Consider the following 22132-nt stretch of genomic DNA (forward strand, 5'->3'; position numbering starts at 1 on the left):
ACCCGGCCGTCCCGCCCGAGGCCTACGAAGACCGCCGCCTGATCTTCGACCCCAGCCACACCAACGGGTCGTACTTGCGGTCGACCGCCCGTTCCTTCAAGGGGATCAGCGCATTGTCCGTGATCTTGATGCCCTCGGGGCAGACCTCGGTGCAGCACTTGGTGATGTTGCAGTAGCCGAGGCCGTGTTCGTCCTGGGCCGTCTTCTTGCGGTCCAGGCCGGTCTCGGCGGCCGCGTCCAGCGGGTGCATGTCCAGCTCCGCGACCCGCATCAGGAAGCGGGGCCCCGCGAACGCGGTCTTGTTCTCCTCGTGGTCCCGCACGACATGGCAGGTGTCCTGGCACAGGAAGCACTCGATGCACTTGCGGAACTCCTGCGAGCGGTCCACGTCCTCCTGCATCATCCGGTACTCGCCGGGCCCCACACCCTCCGGCGGCACGAACGCGGGGACCTCGCGCGCCTTGGTGTAGTTGAAACCGACGTCGGTCACCAGATCCCGTACGACCGGGAAGGCGCGCAGGGGCGTGACGATGATCGTCTCCTCCTGCGTGAACACCGACATCCGTGTCATGCACATCAGCCGTGGCCGCCCGTTGATCTCGGCGGAGCACGAACCGCACTTGCCCGCCTTGCAGTTCCAGCGGACCGCCAGATCAGGGGCCTGGGTGGCCTGGAGGCGGTGGATGATGTCGAGCACCACCTCGCCCTCGTTGACGTCGACCTTGAAGTCCTCCAGGCCGCCGCCCTTCACATCGCCCCGCCAGACCTTGAAGCGGGCCTCGTAGCTGCTCACTCGTACAGCTCCTCTTCGGCGAGGTACTTGACCAGCTCCTCCTTGTCGAAGAGGGCGAGCAGGTCGGCGCGGATGGGTTCGGTGGTCTCACGGGAGAGGGCGATCTGGCCCTGCACGGGGTCCGTCGCCGCCAGCCCGCCCGTGGGGTCGATCAGTTGGCACAGCAGGTTGATGTTGCGCCACTTGCGGTCCATCGTCGGATGGTCCTCGCGGGTGTGGCCGCCGCGGGACTCGGTGCGCTCCAGGGCCGCCCGGGCCACGCACTCGCTGACCAGCAGCATGTTCCGCAGGTCGAGCGCGAGATGCCAGCCGGGGTTGAACTGGCGGTGCCCCTCGACACCGGCCCGGCGGGCCCGTACCCGCAGATCCGCCAGCTTCTCCAGTGCCTGCTCCATCTCGCCCTCGCGGCGGATGATGCCGACGAGGTCGTTCATGGTCTGCTGGAGTTCCTGGTGCAGGGTGTACGGGTTCTCCGGCGGGCGGCCCTCGTCCGCGCCGGGCGCGGGGCCCTCGGCGGAGAAGGGGCGCAGCGCCTCGGCGGCCGCCGTGTCGACCTGGACCTCGTCGACGGCGGGGCGTTCGAAGGCCAGGGCCGCCGCGTACTCGGCCGCGTGCCAGCCCGCCCGGCGTCCGAACACCAGCAGGTCGGAGAGGGAGTTGCCGCCGAGCCGGTTGGAGCCGTGCATACCGCCGGCCACCTCGCCGGCCGCGTACAGCCCGGGCACCCCGCGCGCGGCGGCCGTGTCGGACTCGACCGCGATGCCGCCCATCACGTAGTGACAGGTCGGCCCGACCTCCATCGCCTCCGCGGTGATGTCGACGTCCGCCAGCTCCTTGAACTGGTGGTACATGGAGGGCAGCCGGCGCCGGATGACCTCGGCGGGCATACGCGTCGAGACGTCAAGGAAGACCCCGCCGTGCGGGGAGCCGCGGCCCGCCTTCACCTCGGAGTTGATCGCGCGGGCGACCTCGTCGCGGGGGAGCAGTTCGGGCGGGCGCCGGTTGTTGTCCGGGTCCTCGTACCAGCGGTCGCCCTCCTCCTCCGACTCCGCGTACTTCTCCTTGAAGACGTCGGGGATGTAGTCGAACATGAAGCGTTTTCCGTCGGAGTTCCTGAGCACCCCGCCGTCGCCGCGGACGGACTCCGTGACGAGGATCCCCTTCACCGACGGCGGCCAGACCATCCCCGTCGGGTGGAACTGCACGAACTCCATGTTCAGCAGGGGTGCCCCGGCCAGCAGCGCGAGCGCGTGCCCGTCGCCGGTGTACTCCCACGAGTTCGACGTCACCTTGAAGGACTTGCCGATGCCGCCGGTCGCGATCACCACGGCAGGGGCTTCCAGGACGAAGAAACGGCCGGTCTCGCGCTCGTAGGCGAAGACTCCGGAGACCCGGCTGCCGTCCTTCAGGACCCTCGTGACCGTGCACTCCTGGAAGACCTTCAGGCGCGACTCGTAGTCCCCGGTCTCGCGGTGGTCCTCCTGCTGGAGGGAGACGATCTTCTGCTGGAGCGTGCGGATGAGTTCGAGGCCGGTACGGTCGCCGACGTGCGCGAGGCGCGGGTACTCGTGGCCGCCGAAGTTGCGCTGGGAGATCTTCCCCGCCTTCGTACGGTCGAAGAGGGCGCCCCAGGTCTCCAGCTCCCAGACCCGGTCCGGGGCCTCCTGCGCGTGCAGCTCGGCCATCCGCCACTGGTTGAGGAACTTGCCGCCGCGCATGGTGTCGCGGAAGTGCACCTGCCAGTTGTCGTGCTCGTTGACATTGGCCATCGCCGCCGCGATGCCGCCTTCGGCCATCACCGTGTGCGCCTTGCCGAACAGCGACTTGCAGATCACGGCCGTACGGGCGCCCCGCTCGCGCGCCTCGATGGCGGCACGCAGCCCGGCGCCCCCGGCGCCGACCACGACCACGTCCCACTCCTGGCGGTCGACCACGGACATCAGAAGGCACCCCTCATCAGAAGAATCGCGGATCGTCGAAGGCGCCGGACGCCAGCAGATAGACGTAGAAGTCGGCGAGCGCCACGCTCACCAGCGACGCCCAGGCGAGCAGCATGTGACGGGCATTCAGCTTCCCGACGAACTGCCACGCCTTGTAGCGCACGGGATGCTTGGAGAAGTGCTTGAGCTTGCCGCCGACGATGTGCCGGCAGGAGTGGCAGGAGATCGTGTACGCCCAGATCAGTGTGATGTTGACCAGGAACACGACGGTGCCGAGGCCCATGTGGCCCCAGTTCTCGTCCGTGTCGCGGAAGGACAGCACCGTGTCGTAGGTCAGCACGCCCGCGACCAGGATCGCCGCGTAGAAGAAGTACCGGTGGATGTTCTGCAGGATCAGCGGGAAGCGGGTCTCACCGGTGTACTTCTTGTGCGGCTCGGCCACCGCGCAGGCCGGGGGCGAGGCCCAGAAGCCCCGGTAGTAGGCCTTGCGGTAGTAGTAGCAGGTCAGGCGGAAGCCGAGCGGGAAGATCAGGATGATGATGGCGGGGGAGATGCCCCACCAGCTCCCGAAGAGGTCGGCGTTCGGGCCCGACGGCATGTTCTTGCAGTTCTCCGCAAGACACGGCGAGTAGAACGGGGAGACATACGGCGCCGAGTAGTAGTCCGCGTTCGCGAAGGCCCGCCACGTCGAGTACACGATGAAGGCCAGCAACCCGGCCGCGGTGGCGGCCGGAGCCAGCCACCAGCGGTCGGTCCGCAGATGCGGGGCGTCGATCGCGGCGCGCGTACCGGTGCGTACACCGCCGCTGTTCAGATGTGGTTCCGTACCAGTGGCCAACTCATGACTCCGGTCGGGTTCAGGGGGCGTGGCGGTCGCGGGCGCCGAGTCCTTCGTCGTCCGTGTCGATCCACAGCGAGGGGTCGTACGGGGTGTCGGGGATGGTGACGAGTTCCGGCTTGCGCGGTGCGCTCGGACTCGACGCCGCCTCGCGCAGGAGCGCGACGCTCTCCCGCAGGTGATCGGCGTCGGCGCGGACACGGCGTATGTCGAGGCCGCCACTGCCCAGCTGCTTCTCCAGGCGGCCGACCGACCGGGACAGGTCGTCCAGGCAGCGCTGCATTGTCGTCAGGTCGTCTTGCACGGACATGACGTGACCTCACTTCCATGGGCCGTCAGGCCCCAGGTGGCAACGTTCATGCGCCTGCGAGTGTTGCGCGTCACACCTGTCGGTGGGAAGGGATGTGCAGCGATTGGCGGATTGCACGCCTCCAGTGCACGCCTGCAAGCGCTCTGTGTGCGCCGGGGGCGCACATTGGGCCGTACGAGTGGGGTTGCCCGGCTGTGCCGCCGTGTCACCCCCGGTGGGCGAACCCTTTCCTCTTCAGTGGGGCCGTAGATCTGATCAACTCCAAAATACGCCCAAATGTGATCAGACCCCCACCCGTGTCACCGGCTGGAGCGGCCTCGGAGGTAGCGAAGATGTCCCACCACGGGAGACTGAGGACCAGGCCCGGCGCGGTCGCGCGTTCGGTCGCCTTCCTCGCGGCGGGCGTGCTCGTGGTGCCCGTGCTGGCGGGCTGTGCCTCCGAGGACGAGGCGGGCAAGCCGCTCGCCGGGCCCGACATCGCGCCCGCCGGGCGGGACCTGGTGGCCGACGGCGGCACCCTGCGGTGGGCCGTGGACGACGTGCCCGAGACCCTGAACACGTTCCAGTCGGACGCCGACGCGGTCACCAACCGCGTCGCGCAGGCCGTCCTCCCGTCCCTGTACCGGCTGGACCGGAACGGGCGGCCGGAGCGCAACTCCGACTACCTGGAGTCCGCCAGGGTCGTCCAGACCGAGCCCAAGCAGGTCGTGCTCTACAAGATCGCCCAGCAGGCCGTCTGGAGCGACGGCCGCGAGATCGGCGCCGCCGACTTCGCCGCCCAGTGGCGCGCCCTGTCCGGCAAGGACACCGCCTACTGGACCGCACGCAACGCCGGCTACGACCGCATCGAGAAGATCGAGCGCGGCGCGAACGACCTCGAGGTCAAGGTCACCTTCGCGCGGCCCTACGCCGACTGGCAGTCGCTGTTCTCGCCGCTGTACCCCAAGGACGTCATGGGGACGCCGGACTCCTTCAACGACGGGGCGCGCAGGACACTCAAGGTCACCGCGGGGCCCTTCGCCGTGAAGGCGGTCGACCACAAGAACAACCAGGTCAGCCTGGTCCGCAACCCGCGCTGGTGGGGCCGGCCCGCCAAGCTCTCCGAGATCGACCTGAAGGCCGTACCGCTCGACAAGCGGCCCGCCGCGCTCACCGACGGCGAGATCGACCTGGCCGAGATCGACCCGTCCGGCGCCCAGCGCATCGAGCCGGCCGCCGGGGCCAAGGGCTCCGCCGCGCTGCCCGGCCCGGAAGCCAGGCGCGCCGCCGCCCGGGCCCTGCCCGCCGACGCCGAGAGCCTGAGCGGCTTCGAGGTCCGCAAGTCGCTGGAACCGGTCTACACCCAGCTCGCCCTCAACGGCGCCGAGGGCCCCCTCGCGGACGAGCGCGTCCGCCGCGCGGTGGCCCGCGCCCTCGACCGCAAGGCGCTCGCCGAGACCGTCCTCAAACCGCTCGGGCTGCCCGCCGTGCCCGTCGGCAGCCATCTCGCGCTGTCCGGGCAGGCCGCCTACGCCGACAACAGCGGCGCGCTCGGCGGCCAGGACACCACCGAGGCCGAGGCGCTGCTCGCGGACGCCGGGTGGGTGCGCGGCGGTCCGGTCAAGGAGGAGAAGAAGAAGCAGCAGAAGGGCGAGAAGGCCGCCGGGGCCCAGGGCCGGAAGGCCGACGAGTCCGAGGGCGACGACGACGGGACGTACATCGTCGGCGAGGACGACAACGGCGACAGCAAGAGCGGTCACCACAAGGATCCCAAGGACCACACCAAGAAGGACGAGAAGGCCAAGGGCGGCGGGTACGCCGGCACGCACCTCGCGGACGGCAAGTACGCCGGAGCGCAGCCGCCGCACGGCGGCGCACCCGGCGCCTACGCGCCCAAGGGCACCGCGGCCCCGGCCGGGGCCGCCGCCGGGCTGCTGGCCAAGGACGGCAAGCCGCTCACCCTGCGTTTCGTGCTGCCGTCGGGGCCCGGCTCGCAGGTCCTGCGGACCGTGGCCGACCGGATCAGCGCCATGCTGCAGCGGGTCGGCATCGGCACCCGGATGACGAAGGTCTCCGACGAGAGCTACTTCAAGGACCACATCGCGTCCGGTGAGTTCGACCTCGCGCTGTACTCCTGGCCCGCCTCCGCCTTCCCGGCCACCGACGCCCGGCCCGTCTACGCCAAGCCGGTCCCGGCCGCCGACGGTTCCCTCGACGTCGAGCAGAACTACACACGCGTCGGCACCGACCAGGTCGACCGCCTCTTCGACCAGGCGGCCGCCACCCTCGACACCGACGAGAACCTCTCCCTGATCCGCAAGGCCGACTCCCGCATCTGGGCCGCCGCCGGCTCCATCCCGCTGTACCAGCGCCCCCAGCTGACGGCGGTGACCAGGAACCTGGTGAACGCCGGGTCCTTCGGTTTCCAGACCCCGGTCTACGAGGACATGGGCTTCCTGAAGAAGGGGGCGAAGCCGTCGGGGAGTCCTGCATCGGACGGCTGACCGGTGCCGTAGCTCTGGGATCGCTCAAATCTCTTGTCCGGGTCCGCCCGGCGACCGCAGCATGAACCGACCATTGATCATGCGGCGGGCGCCGGGCGTCCGCGCGTGCGGGAACGGGGACGGCGGATGCGCGGCGGCACGCGGGGGACCTGGGCGGCGGGACTGGCCGGGGTGGCGCTGGTGGCGGGGCTCACGGGGTGCAGTGGGGGCGGAGACGGCGGCGGCAAGGCGGCCGCCAAGAGCAGTGCCCCGGCCGTGGCGAAGGCCTGCGCGGGCGGCACCTTCACCTGGTCCGGCGTCAAGAAGACGGAGAAGCTGACCGGTTTCTCCGGGGTCCAGAAGTTGGGCAAGGGCGGCGGCACGCTGTCGGGTCCGCTCACGCGGGTGTACACCCCGCGGGTGTCTGTGAAGGTCTCAGGGCCGGCCGTCTCCTCGGCGGAGGTCCTCTTCTCGCTGGGCAAGAAGGCCGGTGTGATCGAGTCGGACGCCCCCACCCTGGCGGAGGAGGGCGGCGACGCATCGGGCTTCACCGACGTGCACGCCAAGGCCCCGTCCCTCGACGGGGACAGCACCACGGTCGAGGGGGCCGGGGAGACCGTGAAGTACAAGGGGGTGCGCGAGGTCACGGGTGACTTCACCTACACGTGCCCGCGCGGTACGACGACCAAGGGGCATGCACGGAGCTGGCAGGAGGACATCACCGGCGTCCTCGACTGCCAGGAGAGTGTCGGCCACTCGGGCATCGCGCGTGAGGCCGCCCGGCACTCCTGCGAACCCGGCTCGCCGGCCACCCGGAACCCCTGACCCCGACCGCCCGGCGAGCCGCCGCCGCAGCCGCCCCGTACCATGGTGTAAGGCCGTGGCGTGTTCAGCCCGGCAGGGTCCGCGTAACACAGACGTACGCGTCGGCCTTCCTCACACTCCAGGAGTACGCCTTCATGGCCACGCGCCACGACATCCGCAACGTCGCCATCGTCGCCCACGTCGACCACGGCAAGACGACCCTCGTCGACGCCATGCTGAAGCAGGCCGGTGCCTTCGCCGCGCACGCCGCCGAATCGCTCGACGACCGCATGATGGACTCGAACGACCTGGAACGTGAGAAGGGCATCACGATCCTGGCCAAGAACACGGCCGTGAAGTACCACCCGAAGGATGGCGGCGACGTCATCACCATCAACATCATCGACACCCCCGGCCACGCCGACTTCGGCGGCGAGGTCGAGCGTGGTCTGTCGATGGTGGACGCGGTGGTCCTGCTCGTCGACGCGTCCGAGGGCCCGCTGCCGCAGACCCGCTTCGTGCTGCGCAAGGCGCTCCAGCAGCGCCTGCCCGTCATCCTGTGCATCAACAAGACGGACCGCCCGGACTCCCGGATCGACGAGGTCGTCAACGAGACCTACGACCTCTTCCTCGACCTGGACGCGGACGAGGACCAGATCGAGTTCCCCATCGTCTACGCGTGTGCGCGTGACGGTGTCGCCTCGCTGACCAAGCCGGAGGACGGCACCGTCCCGGCCGACAGCACCAACCTGGAGCCGTTCTTCTCCACGATCCTGTCGCACGTCCCGGCTCCGGAGTACGACGAGACGGCCCCGCTCCAGGCGCACGTCACCAACCTGGACGCCGACAACTTCCTCGGCCGCATCGCGCTGCTCCGCGTCGAGCAGGGCGAGCTGCGCAAGGGCCAGACCGTCACCTGGATCAAGCGTGACGGCACGATGTCCAACGTGCGCATCACCGAGCTGCTGATGACCGAGGCGCTCACCCGCAAGCCCGCCGAGGTGGCCGGCCCGGGCGACATCTGTGCCGTCGCCGGTATCTCGGACATCATGATCGGCGAGACCCTCGCCGACCCCGAGAACCCGATCCCGCTGCCGCTGATCACGGTCGACGAGCCGGCGATCTCGATGACCATCGGTACGAACACCTCGCCGCTGGTCGGCCGTGGCGGTACCGGCAAGGGCGCCGACAACAAGGCCGCGGTCAAGGACCGCAAGGTCACCGCCCGTCAGGTCAAGGACCGCCTCGACCGTGAGCTGATCGGTAACGTCTCCCTCCGTGTGCTCGACACCGAGCGTCCCGACGCCTGGGAGGTCCAGGGCCGTGGTGAGCTGGCGCTCGCCATCCTGGTCGAGCAGATGCGCCGCGAGGGCTTCGAGCTGACCATCGGCAAGCCGCAGGTCGTCACCAAGGACGTCGACGGCAAGGTCTACGAGCCGGTCGAGCGCATGACGATCGACGTGCCCGAGGAGCACATGGGCGCGGTCACGCAGCTGATGGGCGTCCGCAAGGGCCGCATGGACAACATGTCCAACCACGGCTCGGGCTGGGTCCGCATGGAGTTCGTGGTCCCGTCCCGCGGTCTCATCGGCTTCCGTACCGAGTTCCTGACCCAGACCCGTGGCACGGGCATCGGCCACTCCATCCACGAGGGCCACGAGCCGTGGTTCGGCACGCTGACGACCCGCAACAACGGCTCCCTCGTCGCCGACCGCGCCGGTGCCGTCACCGCCTTCGCGATGACCAACCTCCAGGAGCGCGGCGTGCTCTTCGTCGAGCCGGGCACCGAGGTGTACGAGGGCATGATCGTCGGCGAGAACTCGCGCTCGGACGACATGGACGTGAACATCACCAAGGAGAAGAAGCTCACCAACATGCGGTCGTCCTCGGCCGACACGTTCGAGGCGATCGTCCCGCCGCGCAAGCTCTCCCTGGAGCAGTCCCTGGAGTTCTGCCGCGACGACGAGTGCGTGGAGGTCACCCCGGAGGCGGTCCGCATCCGCAAGGTGAACCTGGACGCCCGCGAGCGCGCCCGCGCGGCGAGCCGCGCCAAGCACGGCTGACAACCGGCCACTTGAAGCCCGGGTGCCCCCAGCTTGGGGGCGCCCGGGCTTTTCAGTTTGCTGCGGGGGCTGCGCGCTTCAGGGCTTCGATGAACGAGGTGAAGGCTTCGGCGGGGAAGGCGAGGGACGCTCTGGCCGGAGCCTTTGAATCGCGGATGGCTATGTGGGTGTCCAGGTCTGCGACTTCGACGCAGGCGTCGCCGTCGTCACCACCGGAGAACGAGGACTTCTGCCAGGAGCGGGGGGTCAGCACACTCACAGCTCCTTCGCCAGCCGGTGGATGAAGTCCCGCGAATGGTCCGGGTCCAGTGACACGCTCTCCACTCTACGGAATCGCGTTCGATATCGGTTGAGCTGGGCCTCGGTATCGATGTAAACCGGCCCGCCGGTGCCGTCACGGACGACGGTGTCCAGCTGGGGGACGGGGCCGCCGGCGTAGACCATCGCACTTCCGGCCCCGCCGAAGCCGTCCAGGTCGAAAGGGATGACGCGTACGGTGACGTGATCGGCTTCGGAGATCTCCAGGACACGGGCGAGCTGAGCCCGTGCTGTGGAGCGGTCGCCCACCCTGATGCGCAGTGCCGCCTCATGAATCACGGCCTCGTACGGGACCGGCTCCGTGCGCTCGATGATGATCCTGCGCTTCATGCGGTGTTCGACCCGCCGCTCGACATCGCTCGGCGGGAACTGCGGGTTCACGTACGAGAAGAGGCACCGAGCGTAATCCGCGGTCTGGAGAAGACCCGGGACATGCAGGAACTCCACGTCCCACCGGAAGCGGGCGTGATGTTCCAGCTCGGGCAGATCCATGAACGGCGCGGGCAGCTGATCTCGGTACTCCTCCCACCAGCCACGGGTCCGGTCGGTGGCCATGGACACGAGAGCGTCGATCAGCGCCGCGTCAGTGCAGGAGTAGTGGGTCGCCAGACGGCGCACGCGTTCGGCGCTGACGCCGGCGACAGCGGACTCGATCTGGCTGATCTGCACGGAGTCGATGCCGAGCAACTCCGCTGCTGCGCGGGCCTTCATGCCTGTCGCCTCGCGCAGTCTGCGCAGTTCGGTGCCCAGCCGCACCCTGCGGACCGTGAGCTGCCTTTTCGGCGGCAACTGTTCCTCCTGCCCAACTGCCTTGCAGATGTCGCTCGTTCGGGGCCCAGACCACTCACCCACCGGAGTTGATGACGCATGCCCGAAACCTGGGACTACACCCTCTACATCCCGAACGACCTCAGAGCCGTCACCGTCTGCCGCCGCACGCTGCGCCTGATCCTGACCATCCACGGTCTGATCGGGCTGTCGGACACGGCCGAGCTCCTCGCGGCGGAGCTGGTCTCCAACGCCGTACGCCACACGAAGGGACCCGCCGCCCTCCGGGTGCGCAGGTCCCCGGAGGGCGCCGTGTGGATCGGGGCGTGGGACGCCGACCCCGAACCGCCCAAGCCGCCGAGGCCGTTGGAGCAGGTCGGGGAGGTGGAGGAGGGGCGGGGGCTCGGGCTGGTCATGGCGTGCGCGGACAACTGGGGGTGGCAGCCGTCGGCCAGGTTCGGCGATCGGGGCAAATTCATCTGGTGTGACCTGGCCGTCCCGTAGCTCGTTGGTCGGCTCAGGCGGAAGCGGACTGACTGTCAGACCCGCCTGCGATGCTCCGAGCATGGAGATGACAGTGCAGCTGACGATCGACTGCTCCGATCCGCAGAGAATGGTGAGCTTCTGGGCCGAGGCCCTGGGCTATGTGCCCGAGCCTCCGCCGGGCGGGCACGCCTCGTGGCGTGCGTACTGGGCGGCGATGGGGGTGCCGGAGGAAGAGCTGCCGGCCGGTGCCGGGGACATCCCGGAGTCGATCATCGATCCCGAGGGGCGTGGACCGAGGGTGTGGTTCCAGCAGGTTCCGGAGCCGAAGGTCGCCAAGAACCGGTGGCACTTCGACCTGAAGGTCGGCGGGGGTCGTGACGTCCCACTGGACGTCCGCGCTCAGCGGGTCAACACCGTGGTGGAACGGCTGGTCAAGAAGGGTGCCACCGTGCTGGGGATCAAGGACGAGCCGGACATGGGGCTCTACGCCGCCGCCATGCAGGACCCCGAAGGCAACGAATTCGACATCGTCTGAGGGCCGATGACCCGGGGCCTGACCCTTTGGGCGCCCCGGGTCCAGCACCGCAGGGGTAGGGAAAACCCTCGTTCTCGTCTCGGATCCGTCAAGGCGGATCCGACGGCATTACTCTTCTGCCAGCGTGGGCCTGTCCGTCATCTGTGAGGGCCCGGCGAGCGGCCCTGTCGTGCGGGCTCGTTGGCTGAAAGTGGTGGGCCGTGCACCCCTGCACAGGCGCCACGATTCCGCAACTGAATTTTCATGCCGTTCGCGTTCGGTATACGGACATTCGAGCCCGATAGATGTGTAACAAGTCCGTTTCGCAGGGATCTTTCAGCAAACACTTTGTCCGGATTTTGGAAGATGTGCGCGCCAGGTGTGATCGAATCGAGACCTTGCGGGTGTGGTTCGGCCATGGCACATGGCAGATAGTTAGGCGCGTAGAGCTCGGGTAAACGGGTCACACGCTGAAGGCGGCGTCGACTCACGAGCGCGGGGCACTTGACCATTTCAGGCACCGGTGACGGTGATGAGTCCTGTGCCCCCCCATGTGGTGAACCAATGGACTCATGAGGAGGAGCCCCATGCGTGGTGCCAAGAGCGCCAAGTGGGTTGCGATAGCCGCGGTTGTGGCGCTGGGTGCGACGGCCTGTGGCGGTGGAAGCAGCGACTCGGGCAGCGGTGGCTCGAAGAAGGTCGACCCGGCTGGCGTCTTCAGCTACCAGAGCAACGAGCCTCAGCACCCGATCCAGCCGGCCAACGTCATGGAGACGGGTGGTGGCCGTATCACCGACGCCCTCTTCAGTGGCCTGGTCGACTACAACCCCAAGTCGGGCAAGCTGGAGAACCTCGTCGCCGAGTCCGTGAAGCAGGACGACGCCAGCCACTACACGATCAAGCTGAAGCAGGGCTGGACCTTCCACAACGGTGAGAAGGTCACCTCGCACTCGTTCGTGGACGCCTGGAACTGGGGCGCCGACTCGAAGAACGCCCAGCAGAACGCCTCGTGGTTCGCGGACATCAAGGGCTACACCGACGTCCACCCGGACAAGGGCGCCCCGAAGACCGACAAGATGTCGGGCCTGACCACGCCGGACGACTACACCATCAAGGTGGCGCTCGCCAACCCGGTGCCGTACTGGACCTACAAGCTGGGCTACAGCGCGTTCTACCCGCTGCCCAAGGTCTTCTACACGAACCCGAAGAAGTACGGCCAGGAGCCCATCGGCAACGGCGCGTACAAGTTCGCCAAGTGGAACCACAACCAGGACTTCCTGGTGAAGACGTACGCCAACTACGCGGGCCCGAAGCCCAAGAACGGCGGCATCGACTTCAAGTTCTACACGACCTCCGAGGCCGCATATCAGGACGCGGTCTCCAACAACCTGGACGTTCTGGACCAGGTCGCGCCGACCGACATGGCCAAGTACCACCAGGACCTGGGCAAGCGCGCGGTGGACGCTCCGCAGAACGCGATCCAGACCGTCGCCGTCGCCGAGTACGCGCCGACGATCAAGAACCTCAAGGACCGCGCGAAGTTCATCGAGGGCCTGTCCATGGCCATCGACCGGAACACCATCACCAAGACGGTGCTGGCCGGTTCGCGTGAGCCCGCCACCGGCTTCGTCCCGCCGGCCGTCGAGGGCTACAAGGCCAACGCCTGTGGCGAGGCCTGCACGTACAACCCGAAGAAGGCCAAGCAGCTGGTCCAGGAGTCGGGCGGCGCCAACGCCACCATCTCGATCCTGTACAACGCCGACGGCGGTCACAAGGAATGGGTGACGGCCGTGTGCGCCAACATCACCCAGAACACCGGCGTCAAGTGCGAGGGCGACTCGAAGGCCGACTTCAAGACGGCCCTGGACGTCCGCACCAAGAAGAAGGTCCAGAGCCTCTACCGCTCCGGCTGGGTGCAGGACTACCCGCTGAACGCCAACTTCCTCAAGGACCTGTACGGCAGCACCGCCGCGGGCAACGAGGGCGGCTACTCCAACAAGAACTTCGACCAGCTCGCGGCGAAGGCGGACAAGGCCGCCACGCTCGAGGAGTCGGTGAAGCTGTACCAGGACGCCGAGGCGGCCCTGTACAAGGACATGCCGGCCATCCCGCTGTGGTACTACAAGACGAACGCGGGCTACTCGCAGAACGTCACGGGCGTCAGCTACGACACCTTCGGCAAGGTTGTCTTCGGCGACGTCGAGGTCTACAAGAAGTAAGAGGCCGCAACGGTCGATTCACAGAGGCGCCCGCGCAGGCCGCGGGCGCCCCACCGTTCGTAATCGGTGGCCGCCCCGCACCCCTCAAAAAGGCGAACGCGGCGGGGCGGCCGCCGGAGCGGCTCACAATGGAGGCTCGATGGGGCGCTACGTCGCGCGGCGACTGCTCCAGATGATCCCGGTGTTCCTCGGGACCACTCTGCTCATCTTTCTGATGGTGTATTCCCTGCCCGGTGACCCCGTCCGGGCACTGTGGGGCGACAGACCTGCCGACCCCCAGGCGATGGCGCGCCTGAAGCACGAGTACTGGCTCGACCGGCCGGTGTTCGAGCAGTACTGGCACTACATCAGCAACGTGGTCAAGGGGGACTTCGGCACCAGCTTCGTGACCGGGCGCAAGGTCGTGGACGTCATGTCCGAGGTCTTCCCGGTGACGATCCGGCTGGCCCTGGTCGCGTTCACCATCGAGATCGTCGTCGGTCTCGGCCTGGGACTCCTGTCCGGCCTCAACCACGGCAAGTTCTACGACAAGCTGGTGCTGGTCGTCACGCTGCTGCTGGTCTCGATCCCGATCTTCGTGCTCGGTTTCGTGGCCCAGACGGTCTTCGGCAACCAGCTCGGCTGGGTGACCCCGACAGTGCAGGATTCCAACAACATCGGTCAGTTGATCCTGCCCGGTATCATCCTCGGCTCGCTGTCCTTCGCGTATGTCGCCCGGCTCAGCCGGACATCCATCGCCGAGAACCTCCGTGCCGACTACGTGCGCACGGCTGTGGCCAAGGGCCTGCCGCGTCGCCGCGTCATCGGTGTCCACCTGCTGCGCAACTCACTGATCCCCGTGGTCACGTTCCTCGGTACCGACCTGGGCGCGCTGATGGGTGGAGCCATCGTCACCGAGGGCATCTTCAACGTTCACGGCATCGGCAACACGCTGTACAGGTCGATCAACCAGTCCGACAACACGACGGTCGTCGGCATCGTGACCGTTCTGGTGATCGTCTACCTGATCTCCAGCCTCGTCGTCGACCTGCTCTACGCCGTCCTGGACCCGAGGATCCGTTATGCCTGAGGCACTCACGACCGAAACGGCCCTGGAAGAAGCGATCGCCGGCACGGCGACTCCCAGCCCCTCCCAGGACAAGCCGCGCAGCCTTTGGTCCGACGCCTGGCATGACCTGCGTCGCAATCCCTTCTTCGTCATCTCCGGCGTGCTGATCATTCTGCTGGTGCTGGTCGCCGCAGTGCCCGGGATCTTCACTTCAACCGATCCCAGGCACGCGGACCTGGCCCACCACTACCTGACCGGGCCGAACTGGAGCCACATCGGCCAGGCCGACTGGTTCGGGTACGACGGCCAGGGCCGCAGCGTCTACGCCCGCACGGTCTACGGCGCTCGCGCGTCGATCACCGTCGGTATCTTCACCACCCTCGGTGTCGCGGTCCTCGGAAGCGCCATGGGGATGATCGCCGGCTACTACGGCGGCTGGATCGACTCGCTGTTGTCCCGGCTCACCGACGTGTTCTTCGGCATTCCGCTGCTGCTCGGTGCGATCGTCGCCCTCAACGCCTTCACCCACCGCTCGGTGTGGACGGTGGTGGCCGCGATGGTCTTCCTCGGCTGGACCCAGATCACCCGCGTCATGCGCGGTTCGGTGATCACCGTCAAGCAGCAGGACTTCGTGCAGGCGGCGCGGGCGCTCGGTGCCGGTACCGGGCGGATCCTGCTGCGGCACATCCTTCCGAACGCGGTCGCCCCGGTGATCGTCGTCTCCACCATCGCTCTCGGTGGCTACATCTCGCTCGAGGCGACCCTGTCGTTCCTGGGCATTGGCCTTCCGGACAGCGCGGTCTCCTGGGGCAATGACATCTCGTCGGCGCAGACGGTCATCCGTACCGCTCCGCACGTGCTGTTCTTCCCCAGTGCGATGCTGAGCCTCACCGTGCTCGCGTTCATCATGCTCGGCGACGCGGTACGCGACGCCCTCGACCCGAAGATGCGCTGAGGGAGGCGTACGTGACGATCATCGAAGACGCCCCATTCGCGCCCGCCCCCAGGGAGGCCCATGACGGGCCCCTGCTCGAAGTGCAGGACCTGCACGTCGAGTTCCACACCCGCGAGGGTGTCGTCAAGGCGGTCAACGGCGTCAACTACAGCGTCAGCGCGGGCGAGACGCTCGCCGTCCTCGGCGAGTCCGGTTCCGGCAAGTCCGTGACCGCGCAGGCCATCATGGGCATCCTCGACATGCCCCCGGCGAAGATCCCCCAGGGTGAGATCCGCTTCCTGGGCCAGGACATGCTCAAGATGTCCGCCGAGGACCGCCGCAAGATCCGCGGCAGGCGCATCGCCATGATCTTCCAGGACGCGCTCAGCTCCCTGAACCCGGTGCTCAGCGTGGGCTACCAGCTCGGCGAGATGTTCCGTGTCCACCTCGGCCTCTCCAAGAAGGAGGCCAAGGCCAAGGCGATCGAGCTGATGGACCGGGTGAAGATCCCGGCCGCAGCGGCCCGGGTGGACGACTACCCGCACCAGTTCTCGGGCGGTATGCGCCAGCGCATCATGATCGCGATGGCGCTGGCCCTGGAGCCGGAGCTGATCATCGCCGACGAGCCGACCACGGCCCTCGACGTGACGGTCCAGGCCCAGGTGATGGACCTGCTCGCGGAGTTGCAGCGCGAGTACAACATGGGCCTGATCCTGATCACCCACGACCTCGGCGTCGTCGCCGACGTCGCGGACAAGATCGCCGTGATGTACGCGGGCCGTATCGTCGAGACCGCACCGGTCCACGAGCTGTACAAGCGGCCCGCGCACCCCTACACGCGCGGTCTGCTGGACTCGATCCCGCGCCTGGACCAGAAGGGCCAGGAGCTGTACGCGATCAAGGGCCTGCCGCCCAACCTGCTGCGTATCCCCACCGGTTGCGCCTTCAACCCGCGCTGCCCCAAGGCCCAGGACGTCTGCCGTACGGACGTCCCGGCGCTGCTGCCGGTGACCGAGCAGGACGGCGGCGAGCTTCCGGGCCGCGCCTCGGCCTGCCACTTCTGGAAGGAGACGCTCCATGGCTGAGCTCAACAAGAACGACGAGCCGCAGGACGCCACGCCGAACGTCTCCGAGGTGGACGTGGTCGACGCCCACTCCGAGGAGGAAGCCGTCGCCGCCATCGAGGCGCCGGTGGAGCGGGGTGAGCCCATTCTCCAGGTGCGCAACCTGGTCAAGCACTTCCCGCTGACCCTGGGCATCCTGTTCAAGAAGCAGGTCGGCGCGGTCAAGGCCGTCGACGGTGTCTCCTTCGACCTGCACCAGGGCGAGACCCTGGGCATCGTGGGCGAGTCCGGCTGCGGCAAGTCGACGGTGGCCAAGCTCCTGATGAACCTGGAGCGGGCGACGGCCGGCGAGATCTTCTACAAGGGCCAGGACATCACCAAGCTGTCCGGGCGCGCGCTGAAGGCCGTCCGCCGCAACATCCAGATGGTGTTCCAGGACCCGTACACCTCGCTCAACCCCCGTATGACGGTGGGCGACATCATCGGCGAGCCCTTCGACATCCACCCCGAGGTGGCACCCAGGGGCGACCGCCGCCGCAAGGTGCAGGAACTCCTGGACGTCGTAGGCCTCAACCCGGAGTACATCAACCGGTACCCGCACCAGTTCTCCGGCGGTCAGCGCCAGCGCATCGGCATCGCCCGCGGCCTGGCCCTGAACCCCGAGATCATCATCTGCGACGAGCCGGTCTCGGCCCTGGACGTCTCCGTCCAGGCTCAGGTCATCAACCTGATGGAGCGACTGCAGGACGAGTTCAACCTCTCCTACATCTTCATCGCGCACGACCTGTCGATCGTCCGGCACATCTCGGACCGGGTCGGTGTGATGTACCTCGGCAAGATGGCCGAGATCGGCAGCGACGAGCAGATCTACGAGCACCCGACGCACCCCTACACCCAGGCGCTGCTGTCGGCTGTTCCGGTGCCGGACCCGGAGGCCCGTGAGCACCGCGAGCGGATCATCCTGACCGGCGACGTGCCGTCCCCGGCGAACCCGCCGTCCGGCTGCCGCTTCCGCACCCGCTGCTGGAAGGCCGAGGACAAGTGCGCCGAGGAGGTGCCGCTGCTTGCGATCCCCGAGCGCTTCAAGGGCTCGGACTCCCCGGCGGCGCACGAGTCCGCGTGCCACTTCGCGGAGGAGAAGGACGTCGTGGGCGCGGCCTGACGCCCCGGCAGCACCCGTACGATTCCCGGCACCCCGCAAAGGTGCCGGGAATCGGCGTTTTCCGGGGGACCGGCTGCTCGGCGGCCGCGTGCCGCCGGTCTGCCTCAGGCCGTGGTCCGCGCCCGCGCCCAATGACAGGCCACCTGCTCCCCGCCACCCCCGCCCAGCACCTCCAGGTCCTGGTTCCGGCACGCGTCCGCCACCCCCGCCCGCTCCGCCTCCCCGCTCGCCAGCACCTGGCAGCGGGCATGGAACCGGCACCCGGCGGGAATGCGCGACGGATCCGGCGGCTCGCCCGTCAGTACCACCGGATCGCCTCCGGCCTCCGGCAACACCGACAACAGCGCCTGGGTGTACGGATGGCGAGGAGCCGTCAGGACCTGCTCCACCTCGCCCGTCTCCACGATCCGGCCCAGGTACATCACCGCGACCCGGTCGGCGATGTTCCAGGCCAGGCCCAGATCATGGGTGACCACCAGGGCGGACAGGCCCAGTTCGGTGCGCAGCCTCAGCAGGAGGGCGAGGATCTCGCCGCGTACGGAGGCGTCGAGGGAGGCGACCGGCTCGTCGGCGACGATGAGTTCGGGTTCCAGGACCAGTGCGCCCGCGATCACGACCCGCTGGCGCTGGCCGCCGGACAGCTCGTGCGGGTAGCGCAGGAAGAACCGCTCCGGGGGGCGCAGACCCGCGTGGGCGAGGGCCTCGGCCACGGCCGCCCGCTCGTTCCCCGTACGGCCGTGGATCCGCAGGCCCTCGGCGACGGCGTCGTACACCGTGTGCCGGGGGTTGAGGGAGCCGGTCGGATCCTGCAGTACGAGCTGAACGCGTCGGCGGTATGCCTTCAGCGCCCGGGAGGAGTACTCCAGGGGCTTCCCGGCGAACGTGATCCGCCCCGCGGCCGGGGTCACCAGGCCGAGCAGCGAACGCGCCAGCGTCGTCTTGCCACAGCCCGACTCGCCGACCAGCGCCACGATCTCCCCGGCCCGGATGTCCAGTTCGACACCGTCGACGGCCCGCGCCGCGGGGGCACCGTGCCGCCCGGGAAAGGTCACGTGCAGGCCCTGGGCGCTGAGCAGGGGTGGCGAGGAGGGGGTTGTCGTCATGTGGTGCTCCTCGCGTCCTGGGGCGGGCCGGCCGGGGGTGGGGTCGCCGGCCCGATGTGCGCGGAGGCTGCTTGCCGTTCGGGTCCTGTGTCTCGCGGCCGGGGAGAGGCTGCGTGCGGGCCTTGGGCGCTGAGCAGGGGTGGCGAGGAGGGGGTGGTCGTCATGTGGTGCTCCTCGCGTTCTGGGGTGGGCCGGCCGGGGGTGGGGTCGCCGGCCCGATGTGCGCGGAGGCTGCTTGCCGTTCGGGTCCTGTGTCTCGCGGCCGGGGAGAGGTTGCGTGCGGGCCTTGGGCGCTGAGCAGGGGTGGCGAGGAGGGGGTTGTCGTCATGTGGTGCTCCTCGCGTCCTCGGGCGGGCCGGCCGGGGGTGGGACTGCTGCCCCGACGTGCACACAGGCCGCCCACCTGCCCTGCCCCGCGTCCCGCAGCCGCTGGTCCTCGGCGGTGCACTCGTCCAGGGCGACCGGGCAGCGCGGGTGGAAGGTGCATCCGGAGGGCAGCGCGGTGGGATCGGGCGGGTCGCCGGGCAGGCCGCTCGGGGCGAAACGGGAGGCCCGGTCGCCGATGCGCGGGAAGGCCGCCGAGAGGGCCTTGGCGTACGGGTGCCGGGCGTCCTCGTAGACCTGCCGGGCGGGCCCCTCCTCGACGACCCGGCCGGCGTACATCACCGCGAGGCGGTCGCAGGTGTCGGCCAGCACCGCGAGGTCGTGACTGATCATGATCAGGCCGACGTCCTGCTCGGCGACGAGCTGTTCGATCAGCCGCAGGATCTGTGCCTGGATCATCACGTCGAGCGCGGTGGTCGGTTCGTCGGCGATGACCAGCCGCGGGCCGCAGGCCAGCGCCATGGCGATCATGACGCGTTGGCGCTGGCCGCCGGACAGCTCGTGGGGATACGCCGACGCGCGTGCCGCGGGCAGACCCACCTGCTCCAGCAGCTCACCGGTGCGCCTGCGCGCCGCGGCCGCCGTCACCCCGTGGTGCAGCAGGATCGGCTCGGCGATCTGGTCGCCGACGCGGTGCACCGGGTTGAGCGAGTGCATCGCCCCCTGGAAGACGATCGAGGCGCCTGCCCAGCGCACCGCCCGCACCTGCCCCCACCGCATGGTCAGGACGTCCTCGCCGTTCAGCAGGATCTCCCCGGACACCCGGGTCCCGGCCGGCAGCAGCCTGAGCAGGGCGAGCGCCAGCGTGGACTTGCCGCACCCCGACTCGCCCGCGATGCCGAGCTTCTGCCCCGCCGCCAGCGACAGATCCACGCCCCGCACCGCGGCCGCTCCACCGGCGTACGTCACCTCGAGGTCCCGTACCTCCAGCAGTGTCAACGGGCCACCCCCAGCCTGGGATTGAGGACGGACTCCACCGCACGCCCGCACAGCGTGAACGTCAGCGCGACGACCGCGATCGCGATGCCCGGTGGCACCAGGTACCACCAGTCGCCGGAGCTGACCGCACCGGCCTCGCGTGCGTCCTGAAGCAGGCCGCCCCAGGAGATGACCGTGGGATCACCGAGGCCCAGGAAGGCCAGTGTCGCCTCGGCGAGGACGGAGGAGGAGATCATCAGGGTGGTCTGGGCGAGGACCAGCGGCATCACGTTGGGCAGGACATGGCGGGTCATGACGTGCCAGTGCCCGCCGCCGAGCGCCTTCGCCCGTTCGATGTACGGCCGGGACTCCACCGCCAGCGTCTGGGCGCGCACCAGCCGGGCCGTCGTCGGCCAGGACGTGACGCCGATCGCGAGGATCACCGTGCCCAGGGAGCGGGACATCACGGTGGCCAGCGCGATGGCGAGCACCAGCGCCGGCATCACGAGGAACCAGTCGGTGATCCGCATCAGTACGGTCGCGTACGGCCCCCGGAAGTGCCCTGCGGTGATGCCGACGACCGTGCCGATCACCACCGACAGCACCGCCGCGAGCAGCCCGACCAGCAGCGAGACCCGGGAGCCCCACACGACCAGGCCCAGCAGATCGCGCCCGAACCGGTCGGTGCCCAGTGGGAATTCACCGCTCGGCGGCTGGAGAGGACTGCCCGGCGCGTCGGTCACGCCCGCCACCCCCGAGCCGACCGTCAGCGGTGCCGTCAGCGCGGCCAGCGCGAACAGGGCGAGCGCTCCCAGTCCGACCAGTCCGGCGCGGTGCGTGCGGTACTGCTGCCAGAACCGCACGGCGGAGCGGCGGCGGCGCTGCCACGCCAGCCGGCGAGGGGTCTCCTGCACCGGTGCGGTCGTCATCGGCCCACCCGTGGGTCGAGCAGCGGATAGAGCAGGTCGGCCAGCGTGTTCATGACGATCACCGCCGAGGCGAAGAAGAGGAACAGGCCCTGGACGAGCGGCAGATCGGGGACGCTCAGGGCCTGGTAGAACAGCCCGCCCAGGCCCGGCCAGGAGAAGACCGTCTCGACCAGGATGACGCCCGCGACCGTGCGACCGAGGTTGACGAAGACCAGGGTGACCGTGGGCAGCAGCGCGTTCGGCACGGCGTGCCGGCGCCGCACGAGATCGTCGCGGAGGCCCTTGGCGCGTGCGGTCGTCAGATAGTCGCTGCCCATCTCGTCGAGCAGCGCCGAGCGGGTGACCAGCAGCGTCTGGCCGTACTCGACGGCGACCAGGGTGAGGACGGGAAGGACCAGGTGATGGGCTACGTCGAGGACGTAGGCGAACCCCTCCTTGCCGCCCGACTCCATGCCGCCGGTCGGGAACAGCCCGGGGACGGGGCCGAGACCCACGCCGAACACGATGATGACCAGCAGGCCCAGCCAGAACGACGGTACGGAGTACAGGGTCAGCGCCAGGCCGGTGTTGAGCCGGTCGCCGAGCCTGCCGTGCCGCCAGGCCGAGCGGGTGCCGAGGAACATGCCGAGCGCGGTGTAGAGCACGAAGGCCGTGCCGGTCAGCAGCAGTGTGTTCGGCAGCGCCTCGCCGATCTTGTCGACGACCGGGGTGCGGAACTGGTACGAAGTGCCCAGGTCGCCGGTGAGCGCCTTGCCGCAGTAGTCCGTGAACTGCCGCCACACGGGCAGGTCGAGCCCGAACTCCCTGCGGTAGGCGGCCAGTTGTTCCGCCGAGACGGGGCGGCCTCCGGTCATCGTCTTGACCGGGTCACCGGGGATCAGCCGGAACAGGAAGAACCCGGTGACCAGCACGGCGAGCAGCGACACGGCGGCGCCGCCCGCCTTGCCCGCCCCGTACCGCAGGTACGCGGAGGCGGTGCGGGCCCGTGGTCCGCGGGTCGCCGGACCGGCCGGGACCGGTACGGCGGCCTTGTCGACCGCGGCGGACGCCGCGTCAGGGGCGGTCGGCTGCATGG

General features: G+C 69.0%; 20 protein-coding genes. 10 read left to right on the top strand and 10 right to left on the bottom strand.

The genetic code is table 11. From position 1 onward, the window contains the following. Window positions 1-22: 22 nt before the first annotated feature. The 4 genes from ACWC1K_RS17955 to ACWC1K_RS17970 are packed head-to-tail and all read right to left on the bottom strand — an operon-like array spanning window position 23 to window position 3881. Window positions 23-793, bottom strand: a complete 771-nt coding sequence (locus ACWC1K_RS17955) for a succinate dehydrogenase/fumarate reductase iron-sulfur subunit (RefSeq protein ID WP_450832385.1) — start codon at window positions 791-793, stop codon at window positions 23-25. After that, a complete protein-coding gene (locus tag ACWC1K_RS17960) occupies window positions 790-2733 on the bottom strand; it encodes a fumarate reductase/succinate dehydrogenase flavoprotein subunit (RefSeq protein ID WP_450832387.1) in 1944 nt (647 codons plus the stop codon). Before ACWC1K_RS17960 ends, ACWC1K_RS17955 begins: the two co-directional genes overlap by 4 nt. A gap of 16 nt (window positions 2734-2749) precedes the next feature. Further along, the gene (locus tag ACWC1K_RS17965; protein ID WP_099931099.1) at window positions 2750-3571 is read right to left on the bottom strand and encodes a hypothetical protein; all 822 of its coding nucleotides are present in this window, start codon (window positions 3569-3571) and stop codon (window positions 2750-2752) included. 19 nt (window positions 3572-3590) lie between these two features. After that, window positions 3591-3881: a hypothetical protein gene (locus ACWC1K_RS17970; RefSeq protein ID WP_115906133.1), complete on the bottom strand. Its 291-nt coding sequence runs from the start codon at window positions 3879-3881 to the stop codon at window positions 3591-3593. 332 nt (window positions 3882-4213) lie between these two features. Between ACWC1K_RS17970 and ACWC1K_RS17975 the strand changes: the two genes are divergently transcribed. The 3 genes from ACWC1K_RS17975 to typA all read left to right on the top strand — a co-directional run bounded on the left by ACWC1K_RS17975 (window position 4214) and on the right by typA (window position 9210). Next, window positions 4214-6364, top strand: a complete 2151-nt coding sequence (locus ACWC1K_RS17975; RefSeq protein WP_450832389.1) for an ABC transporter family substrate-binding protein — start codon at window positions 4214-4216, stop codon at window positions 6362-6364. A gap of 126 nt (window positions 6365-6490) precedes the next feature. Then, window positions 6491-7168: a hypothetical protein gene (locus ACWC1K_RS17980; protein WP_450832390.1), complete on the top strand. Its 678-nt coding sequence runs from the start codon at window positions 6491-6493 to the stop codon at window positions 7166-7168. A 134-nt stretch (window positions 7169-7302) separates the two neighbouring features. Further along, the gene (gene typA, locus ACWC1K_RS17985) at window positions 7303-9210 is read left to right on the top strand and encodes a translational GTPase TypA (protein ID WP_450698411.1); all 1908 of its coding nucleotides are present in this window, start codon (window positions 7303-7305) and stop codon (window positions 9208-9210) included. Window positions 9211-9262: 52 nt separating this feature from the next. Here typA and ACWC1K_RS17990 read toward each other — a convergent pair whose 3' ends face one another. After that, window positions 9263-9463 carry a DUF397 domain-containing protein gene (locus tag ACWC1K_RS17990; protein ID WP_450832455.1) on the bottom strand — a complete coding sequence of 67 codons (201 nt, stop codon included), beginning with the start codon at window positions 9461-9463 and terminating at the stop codon, window positions 9263-9265. 2 nt (window positions 9464-9465) lie between these two features. Continuing rightward, on the bottom strand, window positions 9466-10317 hold the full coding sequence (locus tag ACWC1K_RS17995) for a helix-turn-helix domain-containing protein (protein ID WP_450832391.1): 852 nt from the start codon (window positions 10315-10317) through the stop codon (window positions 9466-9468). Between the two features lie 78 nt (window positions 10318-10395). On the opposite strand from ACWC1K_RS17995, the gene ACWC1K_RS18000 reads away from it, so the two are divergent. The 7 genes from ACWC1K_RS18000 to ACWC1K_RS18030 all read left to right on the top strand — a co-directional run bounded on the left by ACWC1K_RS18000 (window position 10396) and on the right by ACWC1K_RS18030 (window position 17723). Further along, window positions 10396-10800 carry an ATP-binding protein gene (locus ACWC1K_RS18000; protein WP_450832392.1) on the top strand — a complete coding sequence of 135 codons (405 nt, stop codon included), beginning with the start codon at window positions 10396-10398 and terminating at the stop codon, window positions 10798-10800. Between the two features lie 61 nt (window positions 10801-10861). Further along, the gene (locus tag ACWC1K_RS18005; protein WP_450832393.1) at window positions 10862-11317 is read left to right on the top strand and encodes a VOC family protein; all 456 of its coding nucleotides are present in this window, start codon (window positions 10862-10864) and stop codon (window positions 11315-11317) included. 566 nt (window positions 11318-11883) lie between these two features. After that, window positions 11884-13515, top strand: a complete 1632-nt coding sequence (locus ACWC1K_RS18010) for a peptide ABC transporter substrate-binding protein (protein WP_450832394.1) — start codon at window positions 11884-11886, stop codon at window positions 13513-13515. A gap of 139 nt (window positions 13516-13654) precedes the next feature. Then, window positions 13655-14584 carry an ABC transporter permease gene (locus ACWC1K_RS18015; RefSeq protein WP_450832396.1) on the top strand — a complete coding sequence of 310 codons (930 nt, stop codon included), beginning with the start codon at window positions 13655-13657 and terminating at the stop codon, window positions 14582-14584. Beyond that, on the top strand, window positions 14577-15518 hold the full coding sequence (locus ACWC1K_RS18020) for an ABC transporter permease (protein ID WP_450832398.1): 942 nt from the start codon (window positions 14577-14579) through the stop codon (window positions 15516-15518). The genes ACWC1K_RS18015 and ACWC1K_RS18020 overlap by 8 nt, the downstream gene beginning before the upstream one ends. Window positions 15519-15529: 11 nt before the next feature. Further along, window positions 15530-16582, top strand: a complete 1053-nt coding sequence (locus ACWC1K_RS18025) for an ABC transporter ATP-binding protein (protein WP_450832400.1) — start codon at window positions 15530-15532, stop codon at window positions 16580-16582. Further along, window positions 16575-17723 carry an ABC transporter ATP-binding protein gene (locus tag ACWC1K_RS18030; RefSeq protein WP_450832402.1) on the top strand — a complete coding sequence of 383 codons (1149 nt, stop codon included), beginning with the start codon at window positions 16575-16577 and terminating at the stop codon, window positions 17721-17723. The genes ACWC1K_RS18025 and ACWC1K_RS18030 overlap by 8 nt, the downstream gene beginning before the upstream one ends. Before the next feature lie 104 nt (window positions 17724-17827). Here the strand turns inward: ACWC1K_RS18030 and ACWC1K_RS18035 are convergent, their stop codons facing one another. The 4 genes from ACWC1K_RS18035 to ACWC1K_RS18050 all read right to left on the bottom strand — a co-directional run bounded on the left by ACWC1K_RS18035 (window position 17828) and on the right by ACWC1K_RS18050 (window position 22130). Beyond that, complete coding sequence (locus ACWC1K_RS18035) at window positions 17828-18826, bottom strand: ABC transporter ATP-binding protein (RefSeq protein WP_450832404.1); 999 nt, start codon at window positions 18824-18826, stop codon at window positions 17828-17830. A gap of 324 nt (window positions 18827-19150) precedes the next feature. After that, the gene (locus ACWC1K_RS18040; protein ID WP_450832406.1) at window positions 19151-20149 is read right to left on the bottom strand and encodes an ABC transporter ATP-binding protein; all 999 of its coding nucleotides are present in this window, start codon (window positions 20147-20149) and stop codon (window positions 19151-19153) included. Further along, complete coding sequence (locus ACWC1K_RS18045; RefSeq protein WP_450832408.1) at window positions 20146-21057, bottom strand: ABC transporter permease; 912 nt, start codon at window positions 21055-21057, stop codon at window positions 20146-20148. Before ACWC1K_RS18045 ends, ACWC1K_RS18040 begins: the two co-directional genes overlap by 4 nt. Then, window positions 21054-22130 (bottom strand): ABC transporter permease, encoded by a 1077-nt coding sequence (locus tag ACWC1K_RS18050; RefSeq protein WP_450832409.1) that lies wholly within the window; start codon window positions 22128-22130, stop codon window positions 21054-21056. The genes ACWC1K_RS18045 and ACWC1K_RS18050 overlap by 4 nt, the downstream gene beginning before the upstream one ends. Window positions 22131-22132 lie beyond the last annotated feature (2 nt).

This window comes from Streptomyces sp. NPDC001492 (genome assembly GCF_053597275.1).